General features: G+C 57.1%; 20 protein-coding genes. 3 read left to right on the forward strand and 17 right to left on the reverse strand.

What is annotated here, in order from left to right; translation table 11 throughout:
- Positions 1 to 102: 102 nt before the first annotated feature.
- From DJ564_RS05160 to DJ564_RS05175, 4 genes are read right to left on the reverse strand one after another with little or no spacing between them, the layout of a single operon-like run.
- Positions 103 to 1,260, reverse strand: a complete 1,158-nt coding sequence (locus DJ564_RS05160; protein ID WP_109627935.1) for a betaine/proline/choline family ABC transporter ATP-binding protein — start codon at positions 1,258 to 1,260, stop codon at positions 103 to 105.
- Complete coding sequence (locus tag DJ564_RS05165) at positions 1,257 to 1,910, reverse strand: ABC transporter permease (protein WP_010463438.1); 654 nt, start codon at positions 1,908 to 1,910, stop codon at positions 1,257 to 1,259. Before DJ564_RS05165 ends, DJ564_RS05160 begins: the two co-directional genes overlap by 4 nt.
- Positions 1,911 to 1,922: 12 nt before the next feature.
- Positions 1,923 to 2,816, reverse strand: a complete 894-nt coding sequence (locus tag DJ564_RS05170; RefSeq protein ID WP_109627936.1) for a glycine betaine ABC transporter substrate-binding protein — start codon at positions 2,814 to 2,816, stop codon at positions 1,923 to 1,925.
- A gap of 20 nt (positions 2,817 to 2,836) precedes the next feature.
- Complete coding sequence (locus DJ564_RS05175; RefSeq protein WP_010463434.1) at positions 2,837 to 3,553, reverse strand: ABC transporter permease; 717 nt, start codon at positions 3,551 to 3,553, stop codon at positions 2,837 to 2,839.
- A 365-nt stretch (positions 3,554 to 3,918) separates the two neighbouring features.
- On the opposite strand from DJ564_RS05175, the gene DJ564_RS05180 reads away from it, so the two are divergent.
- The gene (locus tag DJ564_RS05180; protein WP_007942808.1) at positions 3,919 to 5,502 is read left to right on the forward strand and encodes a peptide chain release factor 3; all 1,584 of its coding nucleotides are present in this window, start codon (positions 3,919 to 3,921) and stop codon (positions 5,500 to 5,502) included.
- A gap of 337 nt (positions 5,503 to 5,839) precedes the next feature.
- Complete coding sequence (locus DJ564_RS05185; protein ID WP_109627937.1) at positions 5,840 to 6,094, forward strand: hypothetical protein; 255 nt, start codon at positions 5,840 to 5,842, stop codon at positions 6,092 to 6,094.
- A 190-nt stretch (positions 6,095 to 6,284) separates the two neighbouring features.
- On the opposite strand, the gene DJ564_RS05190 is transcribed toward DJ564_RS05185, so the two are convergent.
- The 10 genes from DJ564_RS05190 to DJ564_RS05235 all read right to left on the reverse strand — a co-directional run bounded on the left by DJ564_RS05190 (position 6,285) and on the right by DJ564_RS05235 (position 19,501).
- A complete protein-coding gene (locus DJ564_RS05190; RefSeq protein WP_109627938.1) occupies positions 6,285 to 7,265 on the reverse strand; it encodes a peptide ABC transporter ATP-binding protein in 981 nt (326 codons plus the stop codon).
- Positions 7,265 to 8,233 carry an ABC transporter ATP-binding protein gene (locus DJ564_RS05195; RefSeq protein ID WP_109627939.1) on the reverse strand — a complete coding sequence of 323 codons (969 nt, stop codon included), beginning with the start codon at positions 8,231 to 8,233 and terminating at the stop codon, positions 7,265 to 7,267. Before DJ564_RS05195 ends, DJ564_RS05190 begins: the two co-directional genes overlap by 1 nt.
- Positions 8,234 to 8,243: 10 nt before the next feature.
- Entirely contained in the window at positions 8,244 to 9,173 is a 930-nt protein-coding gene (locus tag DJ564_RS05200; RefSeq protein ID WP_371922044.1) for an ABC transporter permease subunit, read from the reverse strand.
- A gap of 7 nt (positions 9,174 to 9,180) precedes the next feature.
- Positions 9,181 to 10,191: an ABC transporter permease subunit gene (locus DJ564_RS05205; RefSeq protein WP_075947650.1), complete on the reverse strand. Its 1,011-nt coding sequence runs from the start codon at positions 10,189 to 10,191 to the stop codon at positions 9,181 to 9,183.
- Positions 10,192 to 10,265: 74 nt separating this feature from the next.
- Complete coding sequence (locus tag DJ564_RS05210; RefSeq protein ID WP_109627940.1) at positions 10,266 to 11,861, reverse strand: ABC transporter substrate-binding protein; 1,596 nt, start codon at positions 11,859 to 11,861, stop codon at positions 10,266 to 10,268.
- A gap of 78 nt (positions 11,862 to 11,939) precedes the next feature.
- Positions 11,940 to 13,358: an OprD family porin gene (locus DJ564_RS05215; RefSeq protein ID WP_109627941.1), complete on the reverse strand. Its 1,419-nt coding sequence runs from the start codon at positions 13,356 to 13,358 to the stop codon at positions 11,940 to 11,942.
- 171 nt (positions 13,359 to 13,529) lie between these two features.
- Positions 13,530 to 15,131: an ABC transporter substrate-binding protein gene (locus tag DJ564_RS05220; protein ID WP_109627942.1), complete on the reverse strand. Its 1,602-nt coding sequence runs from the start codon at positions 15,129 to 15,131 to the stop codon at positions 13,530 to 13,532.
- 307 nt (positions 15,132 to 15,438) lie between these two features.
- Complete coding sequence (locus tag DJ564_RS05225; RefSeq protein WP_109627943.1) at positions 15,439 to 17,064, reverse strand: ABC transporter substrate-binding protein; 1,626 nt, start codon at positions 17,062 to 17,064, stop codon at positions 15,439 to 15,441.
- 721 nt (positions 17,065 to 17,785) lie between these two features.
- Positions 17,786 to 18,166 carry a hypothetical protein gene (locus tag DJ564_RS05230; protein WP_109627944.1) on the reverse strand — a complete coding sequence of 127 codons (381 nt, stop codon included), beginning with the start codon at positions 18,164 to 18,166 and terminating at the stop codon, positions 17,786 to 17,788.
- A 231-nt stretch (positions 18,167 to 18,397) separates the two neighbouring features.
- Complete coding sequence (locus DJ564_RS05235; protein WP_109627945.1) at positions 18,398 to 19,501, reverse strand: hypothetical protein; 1,104 nt, start codon at positions 19,499 to 19,501, stop codon at positions 18,398 to 18,400.
- 487 nt (positions 19,502 to 19,988) lie between these two features.
- Between DJ564_RS05235 and DJ564_RS05240 the strand changes: the two genes are divergently transcribed.
- A complete protein-coding gene (locus tag DJ564_RS05240) occupies positions 19,989 to 20,360 on the forward strand; it encodes a DUF6124 family protein (protein WP_109627946.1) in 372 nt (123 codons plus the stop codon).
- Positions 20,361 to 20,435: 75 nt separating this feature from the next.
- Here DJ564_RS05240 and DJ564_RS05245 read toward each other — a convergent pair whose 3' ends face one another.
- From DJ564_RS05245 to DJ564_RS05255, 3 genes are read right to left on the reverse strand one after another with little or no spacing between them, the layout of a single operon-like run.
- A complete protein-coding gene (locus tag DJ564_RS05245) occupies positions 20,436 to 21,284 on the reverse strand; it encodes an aminotransferase class IV (RefSeq protein WP_109627947.1) in 849 nt (282 codons plus the stop codon).
- Positions 21,285 to 21,335: 51 nt separating this feature from the next.
- The gene (locus tag DJ564_RS05250; RefSeq protein ID WP_109627948.1) at positions 21,336 to 22,223 is read right to left on the reverse strand and encodes a phytanoyl-CoA dioxygenase family protein; all 888 of its coding nucleotides are present in this window, start codon (positions 22,221 to 22,223) and stop codon (positions 21,336 to 21,338) included.
- 13 nt (positions 22,224 to 22,236) lie between these two features.
- Complete coding sequence (locus tag DJ564_RS05255; RefSeq protein ID WP_109627949.1) at positions 22,237 to 23,172, reverse strand: hypothetical protein; 936 nt, start codon at positions 23,170 to 23,172, stop codon at positions 22,237 to 22,239.

Here is a 23,172-nt window from a genome sequence, read left to right on the forward strand (position 1 = left end):
CGGTTCTTCAGAAATGACCGCATCGGCTGACTTTACGACTGCTTCGCAGCCGAGCGGGAGCAAGCTCCCTCGCCACAAAAGCACTGGAGTCTCAGAAAGAGATCAGGCCATTGCAACTTCGGCTGGCGAAACAATGCTGGTCTTGCCCCCACGGGACTTGCCGGAGCTCAGGTACTCGGCAATCGATTCCTGCGTCACTTCCCCCAGGAACACCCGCTCGGCATCCATCACCGGCAGCCACGAGCGGTTGAACTCGTACATGCGCGACAGCAGGATACGCAAATGCTCGTCGAACGCCGCGGTGGCGTTGAACTCGCGCAGGTACTGTGCGCAAGTCCCGGTCTGACGGTGCAGGTCGCGACGTCGTACATAACCGAGCGCCTTGTTCTCACCGTCCGTGACCACCACATAACGGCGGTCCAGTTCGTCCATCAACTCCAGGGCTTCAGCCACTGGGGTTTCCGGGCTCACCGACGGTGCGTTGTCCGCCGCGTCTTCGGCTTTCACCAGCAACAGTCGCTTGAGCGTACTGTCCTGGCCGACGAAGTTGCTGACAAAGTCATCCGCCGGGTGCGCCAGCAGCGTGTCCGGGTGATCGATCTGCAGCAGCTTGCCGGCGCGGAAGATCGCAATCTTGTCGCCCAGCTTGATCGCTTCGTCGATATCGTGGCTGACCATGATCACGGTCTTGTTCAGCGCGCGCTGCATCTCGAAGAACTCGTTCTGGATCATCTCGCGGTTGATCGGGTCGACCGCGCCGAACGGTTCGTCCATCAACAACAGCGGCGCATCCGCCGCCAGCGCACGAATCACGCCGATCCGCTGTTGCTGACCGCCGGACAATTCACGCGGGTAGCGATTCAGGTACTGCTTGGGTTCGAGCTTGATCATGCTCATCAACTCGCGGGCGCGGTCGTGGCATTTCTGTTTGTCCCAGCCCAGCAGGCGCGGAACGATGGTGATGTTTTCCTCGATGGTCATGTTCGGGAACAGGCCGATCTGCTGGATCACATAACCGATGTTGCGACGCAGGGTTACGGCGTCGAGGTCGGTGGTGTCTTCGCCGTTGATCAGGATCTTGCCCGAGGTCGGCTTGATCAGGCGGTTGATCATTTTCAGCGTGGTGCTTTTGCCGCAGCCCGATGGCCCGAGGAATACGCAGATTTCGCCTTCATTGACGGTCAGGCTTACCGAGTCCACGGCTTTCACATCTTTGCCGTTGCTTTGGAAGGTCTTGCTGAGGTTTTGAAGTTCGATCATTTGAGCAGTCCTTTTGGAGTCAGCGTGCGTTGCAGCCATTGCAGAAGCAGGTCGGCGAAGATGGCCAGGAGACTGACCAGCACGGCGCCGACGATCAGCATCGACATATCGCTGCGGCTGATTGAAGCGAGAATAAGTACACCGAGGCCACCGGCACCGATGGTCGCGGCGATGGTCATGACGCCGATGTTCATGACCACGGCGGTGCGCACACCGGCGAGGATCACTGGCACGGCGATTGGCAGTTCGACCATGCGCAGGCGCTGGCCGAAGGTCATGCCGATGCCGCGGGCGGCTTCGCGAATACCCGGTTCGACGCCGGTCAACGCCAGGTAGGTGTTACGCATGATCGGCAGCAGCGAGTACAGAAACACCGCGGTAATCGCCGGCATCGGACCGAGGCCCTGGCCGAACTTGGAGTAGAACGGCAGCAGCAGGCCGAACAGGGCAATCGACGGAACCGTCAGCAGCACCGTGGCGCTGGCTTGCAACGGGCCGGCGAGGGTCGGGAAGCGCGTCATCAGCACGCCCAACGGCACGCCAACGAGGATCGCCAATGTCACGGCGATGCCGACCAGAGTGATGTGCTGCCAGGTCAGGTGCAGCACCAGCGGCCAGTCGAGATGGGAAAAGGCGTTCAGAAATTCCATGTCTTCTCCTCCTCAGTTCAGGGGATGCTGGCGCAGGAAGTCTGCGGCAACGGATGAAGGGCTTTCGTGGTCGACATCGACCCGCGCATTGAGCTGGCGCATGGTGGCGTCGTCGAACAGTTCAGCCAGCGGCTTTATTTCTTCCGCCAGTTTTGGATGGGCGTCGAGGTAGTCCTGACGCACCACAGGCGCGGCGGTGTAGTCGGGGAAGTAGTGCTTGTCGTCTTCGAGCAGTTTGAGCTTGAAGGCATTCAAACGACCGTCGGTGGTGTAGACCAGGCCGGCAAACACCTGGCCATTGCGCAGGGCGGTATAGACCAGCCCGGCGTCCATCTGCCGGATGTTCTTACGGGTCAGGTTCATGCCGTAGAGGTCGACCATGCCGTCCAGACCGTCGGAACGGTTGGCGAACTCGGTGTCCAGTGCGACGAGGTGATTGGTCTTCGCCTCAGCCTGCAGCACCGTGTTCAGCTCGCTGATGGTGTTGATCTGCGGGTAAGCCTTCGCGGTGCTTTCCGGCAAGGCCAGGGCGTAGGTGTTGCTGAACTTCGACGGGGTCAGCCAGATCAGGCCTTTTTTCGCGTCGAGTTCTTTCACCTTGGCGTAGGACTGGGCGCTGTCGAGTTTCTCGGTAATGTGGTTGTAAGCCACCAGCGATACGCCGGTGTATTCCCACATCAAATCCAGCTGGCCACTTTCGTGGGCGCTGCGGGCCAGGTTGCTGCCCAGTCCGCCGGTCACCTGGGTGTCATAACCCTTGGTACGCAGGTATTGGGAAGTGATTTCCGCGAGCAGTGTTTGCTCGGTGAACACCCGGGCGCCGATGCGGATTACGGGTTTTTCAGCGGCTTGGGCGAATCCTGCGAACAGCAGAACGCAGCCCATTATTAAGGTCAGTCTTTTCATAAAAATTCCTTTGCCGAGGCTTAAGACGGGCGCAAGCCGCGTTCGAGCCAGAGGCGGCTGGCGAGTGTCACCAGACCGTCGAGCAGCAAGGCCAGCAGGGCGGTGCAGGCCGCGCCGAGCAGCAGTTGCGGCTGATTGTTCAGGGCGATGCCAGGGAAAATCAGGCTGCCCAGACTGTTGGCGCCAATCAGGAACGCCAGCGGTGCCGTCCCGACGTTGATCGCCAGGGCCACGCGCACGCCGCCGATGATGATCGGCACGGCATTCGGCAATTCGACCCGCCACAGCACCTGGGTCGGTGTCATGCCGATGCCGACGGCTGCCTCCTTGAGTGAACCCTGAACGTTTTTCAGGCCTTCATAGGTGTTGCGCACGATCGGCAACAGCGAAGCGAGGAACAGGGCGAAGATCGCGGGGCCGCTGCCGATGCCGAGGATCCCCAGGGCGATGGCCAGTACGGCAAGAGGCGGCACGGTGTTGCCGATGTTGAAGATCTGCATGAAGCGTTCAGCGCGGCCCACCATGCTCGGGCGGCTGAGGAAGATACCGGCGGGGATGCCCACAACAAGGGCGGCCAGCATGGAGACAAGGACGAGAATCAGGTGAGCTTGCAGGTAAAACAACAAATCGTCGCGGTAATGTTCGATCGTGTTGATGCCAATCCAGTGGACCAGCAGGGCCAGGAGAGCGACGACAACCGCACCTCCTATCAGCCCCTTGCCATAGCGAATAGCCACAGGCGGACTCCTTTTTTCTTTGTCGGCGAACGCAGTCCCGAGTGGCAACGCCATTCCTGGCTGCCGGGATTATCAACGTTCGCGAGAAGCAGCTCTTCATGCTGATGCAACCGCATGAGATCGAGCCATAAGCGCAGCCTCGTCAGGCTAACTTGCAGGTTTTTCAAACCCTGCTACGAGAGCTGTAACAGGGGAGTGGACGCCTCCACCTTTTAAAAGGTTCCATATTTAGCAGCAATTAGCCACCCTGGATCTCCCTTTGAGCCCGTCAATCGCCATGGGCGACAGGGCGAACGGTGGTCCGTAAGACTCGGTTTGCGCTATACTCGCCGCCCTTTTTTGAATCACCTGCCAGGCGATTTCCCATGACCAAACAGGCCGCCGAAGTCGCGAAACGCCGCACTTTCGCCATTATTTCCCACCCCGATGCCGGTAAAACCACCATCACCGAGAAGCTCTTGCTGATGGGCAAGGCGATTGCGATTGCGGGCACGGTGAAATCCCGCAAGTCCGACCGCCATGCCACCTCCGACTGGATGGAAATGGAAAAGCAGCGTGGTATCTCGATTACCACGTCGGTCATGCAGTTCCCGTATCGCGACCACATGATCAACCTGCTCGACACCCCGGGCCACGAAGACTTCTCCGAAGATACCTACCGTACCCTGACGGCAGTGGACTCGGCATTGATGGTCCTCGACGGCGGTAAGGGTGTAGAGCCACGGACCATCGCGCTGATGGACGTCTGCCGTCTGCGTGATACGCCGATCGTCAGCTTCATCAACAAACTCGACCGCGACATCCGCGACCCGATCGAACTGCTCGACGAAATCGAAGCCGTCCTGAAAATCAAGGCAGCGCCGATCACCTGGCCGATCGGCTGCTACCGCGATTTCAAAGGCGTTTATCACCTCGCCGACGACTACATCATCGTGTACACCGCCGGTCACGGCCACGAACGTACCGATGTGAAAATCATCGAGAAGCTCGATTCCGATGAAGCTCGCGCGCACTTGGGCGACGAGTACGATCGCTTTGTCGATCAGCTGGAACTGGTGCAGGGCGCCTGTCACGAATTCAATCAACAGGAATTCCTCGACGGCCAACTGACCCCGGTGTTCTTCGGTACTGCATTGGGCAACTTCGGTGTCGATCACGTGCTCGACGCCGTGGTCAACTGGGCGCCGAAACCGCTGGCCCGTGTCGCCAACGAGCGCACCGTTGAACCGGTTGAAGAGAAGTTTGCAGGTTTTGTGTTCAAGATCCAGGCGAACATGGACCCGAAACACCGCGACCGCATCGCCTTCATGCGTATCTGCTCCGGCAAATACGAAAAAGGCATGAAGATGCGCCACGTGCGTACCGGCAAGGACGTGCGGATTGGCGATGCCCTGACGTTCTTCTCCTCCGAGCGTGAGCAACTGGAAGAAGCGTTTGCCGGCGACATCATTGGCCTGCACAACCACGGCACCATCCAGATCGGCGACACCTTCACCGAAGGCGAAGTTCTGGGCTTCACCGGTATTCCGCACTTCGCCCCGGAACTGTTCCGTCGTGTGCGTTTGCGTGACCCGCTGAAATCCAAGCAACTGCGCCAGGGCTTGCAGCAGTTGGCGGAAGAGGGCGCGACCCAGGTGTTCTTCCCTGAGCGCAGCAACGACATCATCCTCGGCGCCGTTGGTGTGCTGCAGTTCGATGTGGTCGCCAGCCGCTTGAAAGAGGAATACAAGGTCGAGTGCTCCTACGAGCCGATCACCGTGTATTCCGCGCGCTGGATCGATTGCGACGATAAGAAGAAGCTCGAGGAGTTTCGGGTCAAGGCCGTGGAAAACCTGGCGGTCGACGGCGGTGGTCACCTGACCTACCTGGCCCCGACACGGGTCAACCTGGCGCTGATGGAAGAACGCTGGCCGGACGTGAAATTCCGTGCGACGCGTGAGCATCACTAAGCGTTGAGTTGCAAAATCAAAAGCCCCGGTCGCGAAAGCACCGGGGCTTTTTCATGCCCGACCCAACTCCCTGTGGGAGCCAGCCTGCTGGCGATAGCGGAGTGACATTCAACACATTCATTGAATGAAAGACTGCCATCGCCAGCAGGCTGGCTCCCACAGGGATCAGTGTTGTTGATGGGTTTGGGTATATACATTATTCCAAACCAGTCTCCCCACTCATGGCATTTCCCGCGCATCGTCAGGGTCCTATCTGGAGAACCCGCCCCATCGGAACCGGTTGTCTATCAGTGCCGTCGGGCTTTCACGTTTCACCTGCAAAAGGATGGAATCGGCCATGAGTATTTTTCAACGCATTGTGTTGTTGCTGAAGGTTTTCGTAATGCTGTCCGTAGGCCTGTCGTCGGCAGCGTGGGCTGAGTGTCCGGATCATGATGAACAAGCGTCGAGTGGGCAGGTGACGCACACTGGGCTGATGATCGCCGCGTCCGAGTCGGAGCCAGGCGACCAGGGGCAGGGCGGCAGCGCGGACGATGACGACTCGACCACCGAGGATCCGGATGCCGATACCGATGAAGATGAAGGGGCTTGAGGAACAGGCAAAAGAAAACCCCTTCTCCCCCGGACTGATGCGCAGCCGGGGCAGAAGAGGTTATTGAACAGCTCAGATATCCCAGTGGGAGCGGCGGTGCGACGATTCGACTTGCTCGCGAAAGCGGTGTGTCATTCACATAAATGGTGACTGACACACCCTCTTCGCGAGCAAGCCCGCTCCCACATTTTTACGCGGCGCCGTCGAGGAACTGCTCGGCGTAGTGGCACGCCACTTGGCGGCTGTCGAGCAGGCGCAGGGCCGGCTCTTCAGTGCTGCAACGCTCGGTCGCGTACGGGCAGCGCTTGTGGAAAGCGCATCCCGACGGCGGGTTCAACGGATTGGGCAACTCGCCGACGATCTTGATTTTCGGCTTGTTCGGGTCCGGGTGAATGGTCGGGGTAGCCGACAGCAGCGCCTGGGTGTAGGGGTGCAAAGGACGTTCGTAGATGTCGTTCTTCGGGCCCATTTCCACCGGGCGACCGAGGTACATCACCATCACGTCATCGGCGACGTGTTGCACCACTGCCAGGTTATGCGAGATGAACACGTAGGCGGTGTTGAACTCTTGCTGCAAATCCATGAACAGGTTCAGCACCTGGGCTTGAATCGACACGTCCAGCGCCGAAGTCGGTTCGTCCGCGACCAGGACTTTCGGTTGCAGCATCATCGCGCGGGCGAGGGCGATCCGCTGGCGCTGACCGCCGGAGAACATGTGCGGATAACGCTGATAGTGCTCAGGACGCAAGCCTACCTGTTTCATCATTGCCTGAACTTTCTCGCGACGTTCGGCCGCGCTCAGGCTGGTGTTGATCAGCAATGGCTCGGCCAGTTGATCACCGACTTTCTGCCGTGGGTTCAACGACGCGTAAGGGCTCTGGAACACCATCTGCACGTCTTTGCGCAATTGCTTGCGCTGGGACTTGTCGGCGCCGGCGACTTCCTGCCCGGCGATTTTCAAGGAGCCGGAGGAAGGTTCTTCGATCAGCGTCAGGGCACGGGCCAGAGTGGATTTTCCGCAGCCCGATTCGCCTACGACGGCGAGGGTCTTGCCGGCTTCCAGTTCGAATGACACACCGTTGAGGGCGCGCACGGTCGCATGACCCTTGAACAGGCCGCGGGACACTTCGTAGTGACGGGTCAGGTCGCGGGCGGTAAGTACGACGGCCATTACGCCACCTCCTGATTCAGCGGGTAGAAGCAGCGGGCAAGGCTGTTGCTTTTCGGATCGAGGGCCGGACGCTGGGCACGGCAATTCTCTTGCACATACGGGCAGCGCGGCGACAGCAGGCAACCCTGCGGACGGTCGTAACGACCGGGAACAATGCCCGGCAGCGTGGCCAGGCGTGTGGCGCCCAGGCTGTGTTCCGGAATCGCCTTGAGCAGCGCTTCGCTGTAAGGGTGTGCCGGAATGTCGAACAGCTGTGGCACTTGACCCACTTCTACCGCTTGGCCGGCGTACATCACGCACACGCGCTGAGCGGTTTCGGCCACGACCGCGAGGTCGTGAGTGATCAGCACCAGGCCCATGTTCTGCTCTTTCTGCAACGCCAGCAGCAGGTCCATGATCTGCGCCTGAATCGTTACGTCCAGTGCGGTGGTCGGCTCGTCGGCGATCAGCAGTTTCGGTTCGCCGGCAATCGCCATGGCGATTGCAACACGCTGGCTCATACCGCCAGAGAGTTGATGCGGGTAAGCGTCCATACGACTGGCGGCGCCCGGGATTTCAACTTTTTCCAGCAGTTCGATGGCGCGTGCGCGGGCTTGCTTGCCGGACATTTTCAGATGCAGGCGCAGCACTTCTTCGATCTGGAAGCCAACGGTGTAGCTCGGGTTCAGCGCGGTCATCGGGTCCTGGAAGACCATGGCCAGGTCTTTGCCGACGATTTGCCGACGCTGACGGTTGCTCAGCTTGAGCATGTTCTTGCCGTCGAAATTCAGGGCGTCGGCGGTGACGATCCCCGGGTGTTCGATCAGGCCCATCAGCGCCATCATGGTCACGGACTTGCCGGAACCCGATTCGCCAACGATGGCCAAAACCTCGCCCTTGTCCACGGTAATGTCGAGACCGTCGACCACCGGAACGGCGTTCTTGTCGCCGAAGCGAACGTTGAGATTCTTGATTTCTAACAGTGACATTTGAATCTCCTCAGGCGGCGTTCTTGAGTTTCGGGTCCAGCGCATCGCGCAGGCCGTCGCCCATCAAGTTGATTGCCAGCACGCTGAGCAAAATGGTCAAACCAGGCAGACTGACGACCCACCAGGCGCGTTCGATGTAGTCGCGAGCCGAAGCCAGCATGGTGCCCCACTCAGGGGTTGGCGGTTGTACGCCAAGGCCGAGGAAGCCCAGTGCCGCAGCATCGAGAATCGCCGAGGAGAAGCTCAAGGTCGCCTGAACGATCAGCGGCGCCATGCAGTTGGGCAGCACGGTGACGAACATCAGGCGTGGCAGACCGGCACCAGCCAGGCGCGCGGCGGTCACGTAGTCGCGGTTCAATTCGCCCATCACCGCGGCGCGGGTCAGACGAACATAGGACGGCAACGAAACCACGGCGATGGCAATAATGGTGTTGATCAGGCCAGGGCCGAGGATGGCGACAATCGCCACGGCCAGCAGCAGCGACGGCAGGGCCAGCATGATGTCCATCAGACGCATGATGGTCGGGCCGAGCAGTTTCGGGAAGAAGCCGGCGAACAGACCCAAAAGGATGCCCGGAATCAGCGACATCACCACCGACGACAAGCCGATCAGCAGGGACAGGCGCGAACCGTTGATCAGTCGCGACAGCAGGTCGCGACCCAGTTCATCGGTGCCGAGCAGGAACTGGATCTGCCCGCCTTCCAGCCAGGACGGCGGGGTCAGCAGGAAGTCACGGTATTGTTCGCTCGGGTTATGCGGGGCAACCCACGGCGCGAAAATTGCGCAGAAAATCACCAGCAGCATGAACATCAGGCCGGCGACGGCACCTTTGTTCTTGGAAAACGCTTGCCAGAATTCTTTGTAAGGGGACGGGTACAGCAGGCTTTGATCGACTGTTACCGCTTGATTTGTAGTTGAAGCTGGAGTGGTCATGGTCATGATGATCTCAGCGCTGGTGACGAATGCGTGGGTTGGCAAAGCCGTAGAGGATGTCCACTACGAAGTTGACCAGAATCACCAGGCAGGCGATTAACAGGATGCCGTTCTGCACCACGGGATAGTCCCGTGCGCCAATGGCTTCGATCAGCCATTTGCCGATGCCGGGCCAGGAGAAGATGGTTTCGGTCAGGACCGCACCGGCCAGCAATGTGCCGACTTGCAGGCCGACCACGGTCAGTACCGGAATCAGCGCGTTGCGCAGGCCGTGCACGAACACCACGCGCGAAGGCGACAGGCCTTTGGCGCGGGCGGTACGGATGTAGTCTTCGCGCAGCACTTCGAGCATCGAAGAACGGGTCATCCGCGCAATAACGGCCAGCGGGATGGTGCCGAGCACGATGGCCGGCAGGATCAGGTGATGCAGGGCATCGAAGAACGCACCGACGTCATCGGCCAGCAGCGTGTCGATGAGCATGAAGCCGGTCCGCGGCTCTATGTCGTAAAGCAGGTCGATCCGCCCGGACACCGGGGTCCAGCCCAGGGATACCGAGAAGAACATGATCAGGATCAGGCCCCACCAGAAGATCGGCATCGAATATCCCGCCAGGGAGATGCCCATCACCCCGTGGTCGAACAGGGATCCTCGCTTGAGTGCCGCGATCACCCCGGCCAACAGGCCCAGGATGCCGGCGAACAACAGGGCGGCCATGGACAGTTCCAGGGTCGCCGGGAAGAGGGAGGTGAACTCGGTCCATACGCTTTCACGGGTACGCAGGGATTCACCAAGGTCGCCGTGGGCCAACTTGCCGATGTAATCCAGGTATTGGGCATACAGGGGTTTGTTCAGACCTAGGCGTTCCATTGCCTGAGCGTGCATTTCGGGGTCGACCCGACGTTCGCCCATCATTACTTCCACGGGGTCGCCCGGAATCATGCGAATCAACGCGAAAGTCAGCAGGGTGATGCCGAAAAACGTGGGGATCAGTAACCCCAGTCGGCGGGCAATAAAACTAAACATCTTGTGGTGTACCTCATCAGCCGGTTAGGCGTGCCTGGTGTCCCTGGAGTCAGGGACACCGGGAGTTTTCTTATCTACTTCACCTGGGTGGTGGCGAAGTTATTAGTGGTGAGGGGGCTAATGTGGTAGCCCTCTACGTTGTTGCGCATTGCGGTGAACATTCTAGTGTGAGCGATGCTGATCCATGGCTGGTCCTGGTTAAAAATAACCTGAGCCTGTTCGTACAGTGCTGCACGCTCGGCCGGGTCGGTTTTTTCGCGGGCCTGGTCGATCAGGGTCTGGAACTTTTCATTGCACCAGCGCGCGTAGTTTTCGCCGTTCTTCGCGGCTTCGCAACTGAGCATAGGCGTCAGGAAGTTATCCGGGTCGCCGTTATCGCCCGCCCATCCGGCGGATACCATATCGTGCTCGCCGTTTTTCGCGCGTTTGAGCATTTCGCCCCATTCCATCACGCGGATATCGATCTTGATCCCCACCTTGGCCAGGTCGGCCTGCATCATCTGCGCGCCGAGCATTGGGTTCGGGTTGGTCGCACCCCCACCGTTGCGGGTGAACAGGGTGAATACCGTGCCTTCCGGTACGCCGGCTTCCTTGAGCAGGGCGCGGGCCTTGTCGAGGTCGCGGGCCGGGTTTTTCAAGGTGTGGTTGTAACCCAGCAGCGTGTCCGGGAACGGGTTCACCGCAGCGGTCGCATTGCCTTTGCCAAACAGCGCGTTGACGGCCGCTTCCTTGTCGAAGGCGATGTCGATGGCTTTGCGCACGCGCACGTCACTCAGGTATTTGTGCGTGGTGTTGATGGCGATATACGCGACGGTCATCGCGTTCAGCTCATCGACCTTCAGCTTGTCGTCTTTCTTGATGCTCGGAATGTCATCCGGTTTCGGGTAGAGCGCGATCTGGCATTCGTTGGCCTTGAGCTTCTGCAGGCGCACGTTGTTGTCGGTGGCGATGGCCAGGATCAACGCGTCAGCCGGCGCCTTGCCGCGGAAGTAGTCCGGGTTGGCCTTGAAGCGAACCTGGGCGTCCTTGGCGTAGCGCTGGAAAATGAACGGGCCGGTACCGACTGGCTTGTTGTTCAGGTCGCCGGTCTTGTTGGCCTTGAGCAACTGATCCGCGTACTCGGCGGAGTAGATCGAGGAGAAGGCCATGGCGATGTCAGCCAGGAACGGCGCTTCGCGGCGGGTCAGGGTGAATTTGACGGTGTTGTCGTCAACTTTCTCGACGCTTTTCAGCAGTTCCTTGAAGCCCATGCTTTCAAAGTACGGGAAGCCCACGCTCGACAGTTTGTGCCATGGGTGGTTCGGGTCCAGCTGACGCTGGAAACTCCAGACCACGTCGTCGGCGTTCATGTCGCGCGTCGGTTTGAAGTATTCGGTGGTGTGGAACTTGACGCCTTTGCGCAGGTGGAACGTGTAGGTCAGACCGTCTTCGCTGATGTCCCAGGAGTCGGCCAGTGCCGGAATCACTTCAGTGGTGCCGGGCTTGAAGTCCGCCAGACGATTGAAGATGGTTTCGGCCACCGCATCGGCTGTGACTGCAGTCGTGTACTGGACCATATCGAAGCCTTCCGGACTGGCTTCGGTGCAGACCACCAGGGGTTTGGCCGAGACGCCAACAGCGACACTGAGCAACGCGGCTGCAATGGCCGCACGTAGGGGAAGCATTTTCATCAAGAACCCTCTGCAATCGGTTAAAGGACAAAAGCCGAACGGCCGATTCGTCACTGAATCAGCCGTTCGGCAGGTGTATTACAGAATGTTGAACGGGATGGTGGTCACGAGACGGAACTCGTTGAGGCTGCCATCCGCCTGGTTATCGCTGGCGCGGTGAGCGGTGTAGGTCGCGCGGATAGCCGTGGCCTTGAGCGGGCCGCTCTGTACGGCGTACGAAGTACCGATGCCGTATTCATAGTGGTTTTCGCCGTCCATCGCCTGCACGCCGTCGTAACCGCCGCCGGCATAGTGAGTACCGTCGATGCCCCAGCCACGAGCTTGGTAGATGTTGAACTTCAGACCTGGAATGCCGTATTCAGCCATGTTCAGACCGTAGGCGATCTGGAACGATTTTTCGTTCGGGCCGTTGAAGTCCGACAGCAGGGAGTTGGCCAGGTAGATGCCGTTGGTTTCGTGCAGGTAGTCGAAGTACTCGTTACCGTTCACTTCCTGGTAGGAGAAGGTCAGGCTGTGGGCCTGATGAGTCAGGCCCAACGACAGGGAGTAGGTGTCGTTGTCGATTTCGCCCAGCAGCTTTTTGCCTTCGTCGACGGTTTTGTAGTAGTTCAGGCCGGTGGTCAGGCTCAGGACCGAGCTGTCACCCAGAACGTGGGTGGCGCCGAAGTAGTACTGGTTCCACAGGTCTTCGGCCTGGGTGCCCCACAGGCTGGTGGTCAGGCTGGCGAACGGCGTGTAAGTGATACCGGCGGTATTGACGTGATCGGCTTCAGCGGTACCGTCGCCGTATTCGGAACGGAACTTGCGCTGGCTCTGTTCGGTACGCGGTGAGTTACGGTCAAAGGTGGCGATGTCGAAAGTCAGGTTTTCCAACTCTTCGCTGTGCAGACTGACACCCTCGAAGCTCGAAGGCAGTGGACGGTTACCGATGACATCCACTTGCGGGCTGCTGAAGTTCTGGCGACCGGCAGTCAGTGTGGTGTTGGAGAAACGTGCCTTGACGTTGGCCAGGCCCAGTTTGCTCCACTGGTCAACAGCGTCACCGCCACTTTCAGTCAAAGTACGGTTGTTGCCACGGCCGCCACGACCTGGCTCGGGAGCACCACCGTTACCGGATGCGAGGTCTTTGCGATCGCGGTCCAGAGCAATGGCGTTGTATGCCGCCACTTCGGTGCTGAAACCGACCGTGCCCTCGGTGAAGCCCGAGTTGTACTTGATGATCGTGCCTTGAACCCAGTTGATGCGACGGTCAGTCGTACGAGTCTCACCATTTTTACGATAGTTGAGCGTCGCGCCCCGCTTGAACGACTCATTCGCATACCAGTTACGCGTGGAACCGGTGATCGATTGGCCTTCAACAAAGCCGGTGGCTTCGCTTTGGGCGCTTTTCTCTTTCACGGTAACCGGGGTGAAAGCCTGGCTTTGGGTTTCTGCGTATGCCGTGGCGGTTACGCTGCTGATGGCCAGGGCCAATAACGCGGTGCTGCTCAGTTTCATGGGTGAAGCTCCTTACTTTCTTTTTTTAATGCCGGTCTTTTTTGGTGATCCGGCTATTTGGTTTAGAACTCATACAAGGCTTCGCAAACGTTTGCTGTAGGCCTTATCGGCGAATTAAGGCAATACGCTTGCGTGAGGGCGCAATGCGCCCCCAGCGTTCTGGCTAATCGGTTATTGGTCGATACTGACGCCCGAGAACACGTTGCGACCGAATGGACTCACCTTGAATCCTTCGATTTTGGCGCTCAACGGCTGGTTAACCGTCGAATGGGCGATAGGCGTGATCGGCACTTGTTGCTTGAGGTAGTGCTGCGCCTGTTTGTAGAGCACGGTGCGCTGGTCGCGGTCGGTGACGACCTTGGCCTGCTTGATGAACTTGTCATAAGCCGGATCGCACCACATGGAGTAGTTGTTGCCACCAATGGCGTCGCAGCTGTAAAGCGTGCCGAGCCAGTTGTCCGGGTCCCCATTGTCACCGGTCCAGCCAATCAGGCTGACGTCGTGTTCGCCATTCTTGGTGCGCTTGATGTACTCGCCCCATTCGTAGCTGACGATCTTCACTTTGAGGCCGATTTTCGCCCAGTCAGCCTGGAGCATTTCGGCCATCAACTTGGCGTTCGGGTTGTAAGGTCGCTGAACAGGCATCGCCCACAAGGTGATTTCGGTGCCTTCTTTCACGCCGGCAGCCTTGAGCAATTCCTTGGCTTTTTCCGGGTTGTAGGCGGCGTCTTTGATAGTGTCGTCGTAAGACCATTGGGTCGGCGGCATGGCATTGACGGCCAGTTGGCCGGCGCCCTGATAGACGGCGTTGAGAATGCCTTGCTTGTTCACTGCCATGTCCAGCGCCTGACGCACTTCGAGCTGGTCGAACGGTTTGTGGCGCACGTTGTAGGCGATGTAACCGAGGTTGAAACCGGGCTTCTCGATGAGCTTGAGCGTCGGGTCGTTCTTCAGCGCGGTCACGTCGGCAGGACGCGGATGCAGGGTAATCTGGCACTCGTTGGCCTTGAGCTTCTGTACCCGCACCGAGGCGTCTGTGTTGATGGCGAAAATCAGGTTCTCGAGCTTGACCCGGCTCGGGTCCCAGTACTGCTTGTTGCCGGTGTAACGGATGTTGGAGTCTTTCTGGTAGCTCTTGAACACGAACGGCCCGGTGCCGATCGGCTTCTGGTTGATGTCGCTCGGCTTGCCTTCTGCCAGCAGCTTGTCGGCATATTCGGCAGACAGGATGGCGGCGAAGCTCATGGCGATGTTCTGGATGAACGCGGCGTCGACGCTGTTGAGCGTCATGACCACGGTCAGCGGCCCGGTCTTCTCGACCTTGGCGATGTTCTTGTTCAGGCTCATCCCGTTGAAATACGGGAACTCGGTCGGATAAGCCTTACGGAAAGGTTGCTGCGGATCGAGCATGCGATTGAACGTGAACAGCACGTCATCGGCGTTGAAATCACGGGTCGGCGTGAAGTACTTGGTCGTGTGAAATTTCACCCCTTCGCGCAGGTGAAAGGTGTACTTGAGGCCGTCCTCGGAAATATCCCAGCTAGTGGCCAGACCGGGTACGACGTTGGTGGCGCCTTTTTCGAACTCTGCCAATCGGTTGTACAACGGCTCGGCGGCGTCATTATCGGTCGCGGTCGTGTACTGCGCAGTGTCGAAGCCGGCAGGGCTGCCTTCGGAGCAGAACACCAGGCTGTTGTTGGCGGCCTGGCTGATGGAAGTGGCGGCCAACAGGCCGGTGCCCAGCAATGCGGATAAAACCAAGGTATGGCGCATGACGCTCCCTTTTCTCGTTCGCTAAGTGTTTTCAATGAGCCACCGTCCCGTCCGCGGACGTGGAGGCATCACTGAGTTCAAACCATGCCATGCAGCAAAACCGAGAACCCACGCATGCACTGGTCAGATCCCGACGGTAGGAGCCGTGGGTCTGGCAGTAAATGCGTAGAGTCCTAAAGACTCGTAGGAAAAGGCGACGCATCCGACACCACTGCTGTACTACGCAGCGGAATTGGATGTAGGTGGTTTCCTACTTTCTCGGCAGATAAAACAACGGCGACGTTAAAAACGTCGCCGTTGCAAAATCTTATTTGCTGACGCTGACGCCGTAGAAGGAGTTCAAGCCAAACGGGCTGATCTTGAAGTCCTGCACGTTGTTGCGCATGGGTTGGAACACCGTCGAGTGAGCGATAGGTGTCATTGGAACAGCGTCTTTGAGGACGTGTTGCGCCTGTTGGTACAGTTCGGTGCGCTTGCCTTGGTCGGTTGTGCGCTTGGCTTCTTTGACGAGACCGTCGAACTTCTTGTCGCACCACTTGGAGAAGTTGTTGCCGCTCAGCGAGTCGCAGCCGAACAGGACGTTGAGCCAGTTGTCCGGATCACCATTGTCACCGCTCCAGCCAATGATCATCGCCTGGTTTTCACCGCCCTTGGAACGCTTGATGTACTCGCCCCATTCGTAGCTGGTGATCTTGACGTTCAGGCCGATTTTCTTCCAGTCGGACTGCAACATCTCAGCCATCAGTTTGGCGTTCGGGTTGTACGGACGCTGTACCGGCATCGCCCACAGGACGATCTCGGTACCTTCCTTGACGCCGGCTTCCTTGAGCAGCTCCTTGGCTTTCTCAGGGTTGAACGGCGCGTCCTTGATCGTGGTGTCGTAAGACCACTGGGTTGGCGGCATTGCGTTGACGGCCAGTTGGCCAGCGCCCTGGTACACCGACTTGATGATCTCTGGCTTGTTGACGGCCATGTCCAGTGCCTGACGGACTTTAAGGTTGGCCAGCGGGTTTGGCTCGTTGCTGCCCTTGACCTTGTCCATCACGTTGTAGGCGATGTAGCCCAGGTTGAAACCAGCCTGATCAGGCATCTTCAGGGTTTTGTCAGCCTTGAGCGCTGCCAGGTCGGCCGGGCGCGGGAACAGAGTGATCTGGCACTCGTTCTTTTTCAGCTTCTGAATACGTACCGACGGGTCGGTGGTGATCGCGAAGATCAGGTTGTCGATCTTGACGTCTTCAGGCTTCCAGTAGTCCTTGTTCCCGGTGTAGCGGATGTTGGAGTCTTTCTGGTAGCTCTTGAACACGAACGGGCCAGTGCCGACCGGCTTCTGGTTGATGTCGGCGGCTTTGCCTTCTTTCAGCAGCTGGGCCGCGTACTCGGCGGACTGCACCGACGCGAAGCTCATGGCCATGTTCTGGATGAACGCGGCATCAACTTCCTTGAGGGTGAACTTGACGGTGTGGTCGTCGACTTTATCGATCTTGGTGATGTTGGTGTCCATCGCCATGTCGGTGAAGTACGGGAATTCGGTTGGGTACGCCTTACGGAACGGATCATCCTTGTTAATCATGCGATTAAAGGTGAACAGCACGTCGTCGGCGTTGAACTCACGAGTTGGCTTGAAGTACGGCGTGGTGTGGAACTTGACGCCTTCACGCAGGTGGAAGGTGTAAGTCAGGCCATCGTCGGAGATGTCCCACTTGGTTGCCAGACCAGGAATCACGGCGGTGCCGCCGCGCTCGAACTGGGTCAAGCGGTTGAACATGGTTTCTGCAGAGGCGTCGAAGTCGGTTCCGGTGGTGTACTGACCAGGATCAAAACCGGCCGGGCTCCCTTCGGAGCAAAACACCAGGTTAGTCGCCGCTTGGGCGAAAGGTGCGGAGGCTAACAAGCCTGCGCCGACTAAAAACGGAATGACCGCGTGTTTAAGCATGTTGGCCTCATGATTTGTTGTCATTTTTGGAATTAGAGGACGACCTCGTGAGTCGTGCCTGCGGATACTTATGCAGGGGCCATACCCATTGCAAGATCCTGAGTAGCTACAGGCCTTAAACAGTGGCACGTACGTACCTTAATGTCGCATATGTATAAATTCTCGCGCATTTGACCGTTTGCGCATGGTTTTTTCGGTGCATATGGCGCACCTGTGCGGGGCGCTTCGGACGTCTTGCGCACTCGATTGGAGCGCGGTGTTACTTATTTATACCCATCATTGAGGGGCGTACGGGCGTGAATGAGATTGAGTTCCGGTTTGGTGGGTAGGTGATTGTTGTTTAAAGGGTTGTTGTGGCTGTGGGGGCAGATTGTTTCGTTACTGTTTGGTGCTGGACATCTGGGGGGATGCTTTGGATTCGGGATTGGGTGGGTGTCGCCCTTGCGTGGTGGTATTACTCGAAGGTGCAACCGTCTACTGCTTGCGGTAGCGCTTTTGGGTTTTTCCAGTTGTTGAGCTTCTTGTAACTCAGCATTTTTCTGACAGATAGGCTGTCGTCAACTGCTGGGAACGAGCTGATAGCTGACCCAGAGAGCAATTGTGGGAGCTGGCTTGCCACCGATGGCGGCCTGATAGCCGACCAGTCTCTTTCAGGTGTACCCAGTCCAACTGTGGGAGAGGGCTTGCTCGCGAAGGCGGCCTGGCAGTCAACTCACTTTAATCAGGCCAAGATAGATGCCCATCCGAATAAAACCAAAAAGCCATAGCATGAGAAGGCGTTAATTCGATAGGGGATCTCGATCCAACGCCTTAAATGCAGTGGAAAAAGCCGAATATCCTCAAAGGCGCAGGGGTCGTTCAGTAACAGCAGCGACGGATGCTTACTCAACATGGCTGTGATCAAGTTCAGCCTGTATTTGCGACCGTAAAGGCCATCGCCTGTTTCTTCACGATAAGCTTGGAGGAGATAGCAATTCTTGAGGTGAGACTCCATTTCTCTGAGTTTGAACAGGCCCACGAAAGCCATGACTGCAAAGTTGAGAACAATAATTGTGAGCAGGGCAATGACGAAGGCGGCATAGAGGAGCTTTGTTTCATTCATGGCTGGATGCTTCGTAAATAACTTCAGCGGTTGACTCGACGATTTTCGAACCAGCATTCCCGCCTACAGATGCTGCCGCACCACTTATGATCAAGACGCATACGACGCCGCCGATACCGCGGGTCCTTAGTGCTACACCGGCGCAGTACTCCATTGTTAATGGCGCCGTGTAATTAGTTACGATGGCTGCACCCCCTACGTTGCCAGTCAGCTTTCCTCCCTCTATGAATTTCACCTTCCGGCAGGAATCATTGTTCCCGCTCGGCAGACTTCATTAATTCGCGTGCTAGCTGCTGCCGTCGCCAGGCCTATGCCGATGTAGCCGCCGGCTTGCATGTATTTTGCGGCCCGCGCCGCTCCTTCGATATTTGTTGCATATCCTGGCAGTTGCGTCGGTGCCCCTGCTTTATCCCAGCGGTGAATTGTTCGTCGACTAGACAGCCCCAATGCCCGTTTCAGCTTTGGATGATCGGCAATGCCTGTGCCTTTACGTACAAGCGGTCCTAAGCCGGCATTTAGATTCACCAGAATGCGCTTGCGCTGGGCAAAAAAATCCGAGGAGTTCAAATGGCCGTACTGGCGGTATTGCTGCTGATGAAGTTCTTCCAGCGCTTTCAGGTTGTTTTTCAGCATTTCCAAATGCTGGCCAATCATGAACGAAGCGACACCCAGCGACCCCGCCGATACTTCCAGAAATGGCTCTATCACTTCATGGTGCTCAACCATGAAAGAAGCTTCTTCATCACTCAGATCTTTGATCGCCTCATTGACCTTCTCGGCCGCGATCATTAATTGGGCCTCTTCACGACGGCACATGTAGTGCCGTGAATCGCTGAAGATGACCATTTGCCCAGGCTTCACCCGTTCGCCGAGATGTCGGTTCAACGAACGAAACTGCTTACTCAGGACTTCGCCAGGCGGGTTGTCGTACAGCGAACGCTCCAAGGCTTCGAGGGGCATGGGTTTCTGGATGATGTGAAATCCCGATTCCGCCGGTTTGGGAAGAGTGAACGCGTGTTCTTCGACCAAGTGTTGTGCAGGCGGCGGTTCGGTTTTGGCTTTGAAGCCGTTCCAGGAGGCGCCGCCATTATCGGAATTGACGCGCTGCTTCACGATGACCCAATCGCCATTGCTCACTGCGCTGATAAGTTTCTGTTGATTGGCTGATTGCATGTAATTGGAGCGGTTGGCCCCGATTGCACTTAGCAAGTCGTCGAAACCCGACAGCTCGTCGGGGTAGCTAAGGGCCTGACGCAGGTCGTCGGTGGCTTGGTAGCTGTCGAGTACTTGGCTGCGCTGACCAGCGAGCAGGTCTTTGGGTATGAGTTTTTTCACGCTCGCTTCCTGTTCTTTGGAAACGAGCGACTTTGGCAATTGAACTCAAGTAGGGATGCCGGGGGATTCGATTTTGGGTGTAGGGGAAGTCCGAGTTTTTTTGGGTGCAGTCCATTTCGCGTGGGAATGCCGCCCGGGACGCTCCACGTTCAATTTTTGTGTTGAACGATGTGTAAAAAACACAGCGCTTTCCCACGCATTTTTCAGGTTGCCGGGTAGGAAGCAGTCCTTCTAACCTTTGGTCGTCGCTGCTATTTCAGCGACCGGGCGTGGAAACCTGGATCTCTTAGTAGCCGCATAGCTGGACCATCGTATTCGTTGCCGACGTCTTCGTTCGTCTGCAAACTGCGTCATGGCGGCTGTGCGTGGGCAGACTTCGGTCTGGCCGGGTCCTACTAACCGGTATTTCCACCCTGCGTGCAGCCGCCACCTATTTGTCGTGTGGAAACGACAATGGATGGCTCCCATTTTTAAGTAGGAGTTTTCCATGGATAAGTTAATCCCCGATCCACCCTTCAACACCACAACCCCCAACGCCGAAGCCACCGAAGCCGAAGCGCTCCTCAAAGACAGCGAAGCCATAAAACGCGCTCTCGACTACTACCTCGATCCCCCTGACCAGTACGCCCCCAAACCCCGCCGCCCCAGCACGATGTTCATGATCGCCCCGGACATGGACACTGAAAGTCTCCTGGCACAAGCTTGCGAGTCATTGGCGTCGGCGAGTGTCATGGCCAGTGATTTCGCAGCAAACTTGATCGGCCCGCAGCGCAATACGGTGTTGGCAATTCAGCAAATCATCATGCTAGCGGAGTTGGCGGTGAATCGGGCACTGGATAACGTCGATCCGCAAGCGTAGGCAGCTACCGCTCGTTTCCCTATTCTGCGGCGCTAACACTCGGTAAACCGTCGGGGGAGCATTCACCCCCGACGGTTAGGACAGTGTGTGCATAACGCTCTTCTTGTAATTCGTTGCCAACAGCTCGACCCACTGGTTCTTGTCATAAAGCACACCGTCAATGCAGCTGATTTCAGTGATGTCCATTGCTGTGCCACATAAAAAGGCGCCATCAAACTGACCCAGTTCCGAGCTTGAAATGTCACGCTGTATTACTTGCAGATCCAGTGCCGGGGCTAGTTCGTCAATGATGACGCGGCGGGTGATGCCCGCCAGTGCCATTTCGGTCGTCGGTGTAATGAGTTGGCTGCCCTTCACAAAAAAGATATTGGAACCACTGGACTCGCAGACCGTATCGCTGATCGAGAGAAACAGCACATCGTCAAACGCCTCATCTTTATCACGGAAGCTCAAAAAACTGATCGCATAGGTGGACGAGGTTTTGGCTTGATACGGATGACAATCGGCGGGCGCGCGTCTCCAACTGGCGGTCGTGAGCCTGTAAGGCGCGGTCGCTGCCTTCGGAGCAAATGGCAGGACGAATATCACCACTTTGCTGCGGCAACCTCGACCCATGAAGCTGACGTCAGCTTCGTCATAAAACACGATGATTTTAATGTACGCATCTTGCAGCTCGTTGCGCTTGAGCAGTTCATTGCACGCCTCAGTCAGCGTTGCGTTGGTGTAATACAGGTCATGTTTGAACAAACGGGCTGACTGTTGTAACCGTTGTAAATGCTCCTCGCACTTGAATACCTTACCGCCATAGCTGCGCATGCCTTCGTAGACTGAGGAGGCATAGGACAGCGAGTGTGTGACGGGCGACAGGTTCATCTGGTCGTGCTGGAGGTATACGCCATCCAGCCAGGCAAGAGCCTTGGTCATAATCTATTCCCTGATTGATTGTTCTTATGATGTTTACAGCGAAGTGGGACGTTAATTTTTTATGATTTCTCGCGCGGTCAGCGCGCTGTAGAACTCGCCCTTGATCAATCCTTCACCTTCATAGCTATTGGGGCGCCCACCTTGACGCTCGAGTTCCTTGATGATGGATTCGTAGTCGTCCAAGGGGACGATCCTGAAGTCCATGCTGACTCGCGTTATGTTTTCCCTATTCTCTGCGGTCCCGTGCAGAATCCGCGGGTCAAACATCAAGCATTGACCGTAACGAAGGTTGGTCGGCATGGCGTCAGTGCGCAGGTCGGCTATCAGTTGAGGGCGTTGCTTTGCATAGTCAAAAAAGGCGACCCGACTTCCTTTGTATTCGTTATAGGTATAACCCTGCTCTTGGGCAAAGGTTTTAAGGGTGTTGATGCTGGCAGTTCTGGAGCAAACGCTGAGCGCGCCGGTATTTTTCACGTCACAAAATGGCAGCCACATGTTGATCTGTTGAAAATAATCGCCCAGCAGCGTGTCCGAGTGATGGGTGAAAAGTTCGCCATCCGGCAACCTGTATCGATCATCCAGTTTGGCGGGGATGTGATAGCGGACCAATGGGTTGTGTTCGAATACGAAATCAAACCCCAGATGGTCGCTGAGCCAATGAACAAACTTGTAATACGCCTCGATCATTGGCGCCCCGAGTGTTTGCAGAGGGTCATGCCAATGGCCGGAGTCTTCCAGATGCTTGCTGATTTCTTCCCGGCTCAGGCATTCGTGCATTTTGCTCAGTGCAAAGTCGGTTTTGAGGTTGTAGCGACCGGCCAAGGTTTTCTGAAGTGTCCCTGCCAAGTCAAAGTTCGACGTTGGGTAATCCATGATAGACACGCCGTTCTCTATCCTATGAACACTGTAAAGCTGTTTGTTGATATCGAAAAAAGACATCTTAAACTCCTTGTTAGCTGTCTCTCGTACTTGAAAACTCATGCATCTGGTGCGGGTTTTTCGTTCGGATCGGAATCAGCCAGTTCTCTAGGTCCACCACCCGATTGGCGCCCATCCGTATCTTTATATCGATTGCTCCCCGCCCCAGGCAGTTGTTCTTGAAGCCCAGTGATTCCGCCACTTTGTACAGTTGGTAGTAATCGCTGACGTACAGGTTCAGCCCCGCCGGAACCTGGCTTCGGTCTTGACCCTGAACCAGTTGCGAGAAAACCCCGCGTTGTTCATCGGCGTAACTGAGCGAGCCATAGACCGGTGCATGGGTCATTTTGTCGTAGTTCATTTTGATGTAGTACTTTGAACCTTCCGTCGACCGTGCCAGTGCCTGCATTGCCTCCAGCGAATAGAGGTTTTTGACGTGCTGGTATTTATCCACATTGAAGGATTGAAGAAGTGAGAACGCCACCAACACCTCGCTGTTCTCGGACAATTCGCCAAGGCGGTATACCAGCGTATGACAGAGGTCCTCGGCCCGGCGCGTCAGGCGCATCATTTCTTTGTAGTGTTTTCTGCCCATGGACGTGAGCAAACACTCATCCAGGGTTCCCTCAACCTGCAGATAGGCGACTTGCATGAAGGGCACCGGGATAATTTCTTGTTCATATTGCTGCCGTATCGAATCTATCGACTTTTCCAGGGACGGTACTAACAGCCAGTCAGCCACGTGTGCCTCTTGTGCAAGCGTAATCAGATAATGCGGATCGGGGCGTTCGGAAACCGGTAGGTAAAAAAAGCCCGGGGCTACATAAGCCTGTTCCTCATGCAGGGCACTATGCTGAACCACCGTTCCTTTGAGTGTTGCTTCCCAATGGGCTATTCCACACAGGGGTAGTTGTGGGCGGGAGACACCATAGCTGATACAAAACGCATCTCGTTGTGCGTGCAACTTCAT

Source organism: Pseudomonas sp. 31-12 (assembly GCF_003151075.1).
Taxonomy (GTDB): domain Bacteria; phylum Pseudomonadota; class Gammaproteobacteria; order Pseudomonadales; family Pseudomonadaceae; genus Aquipseudomonas.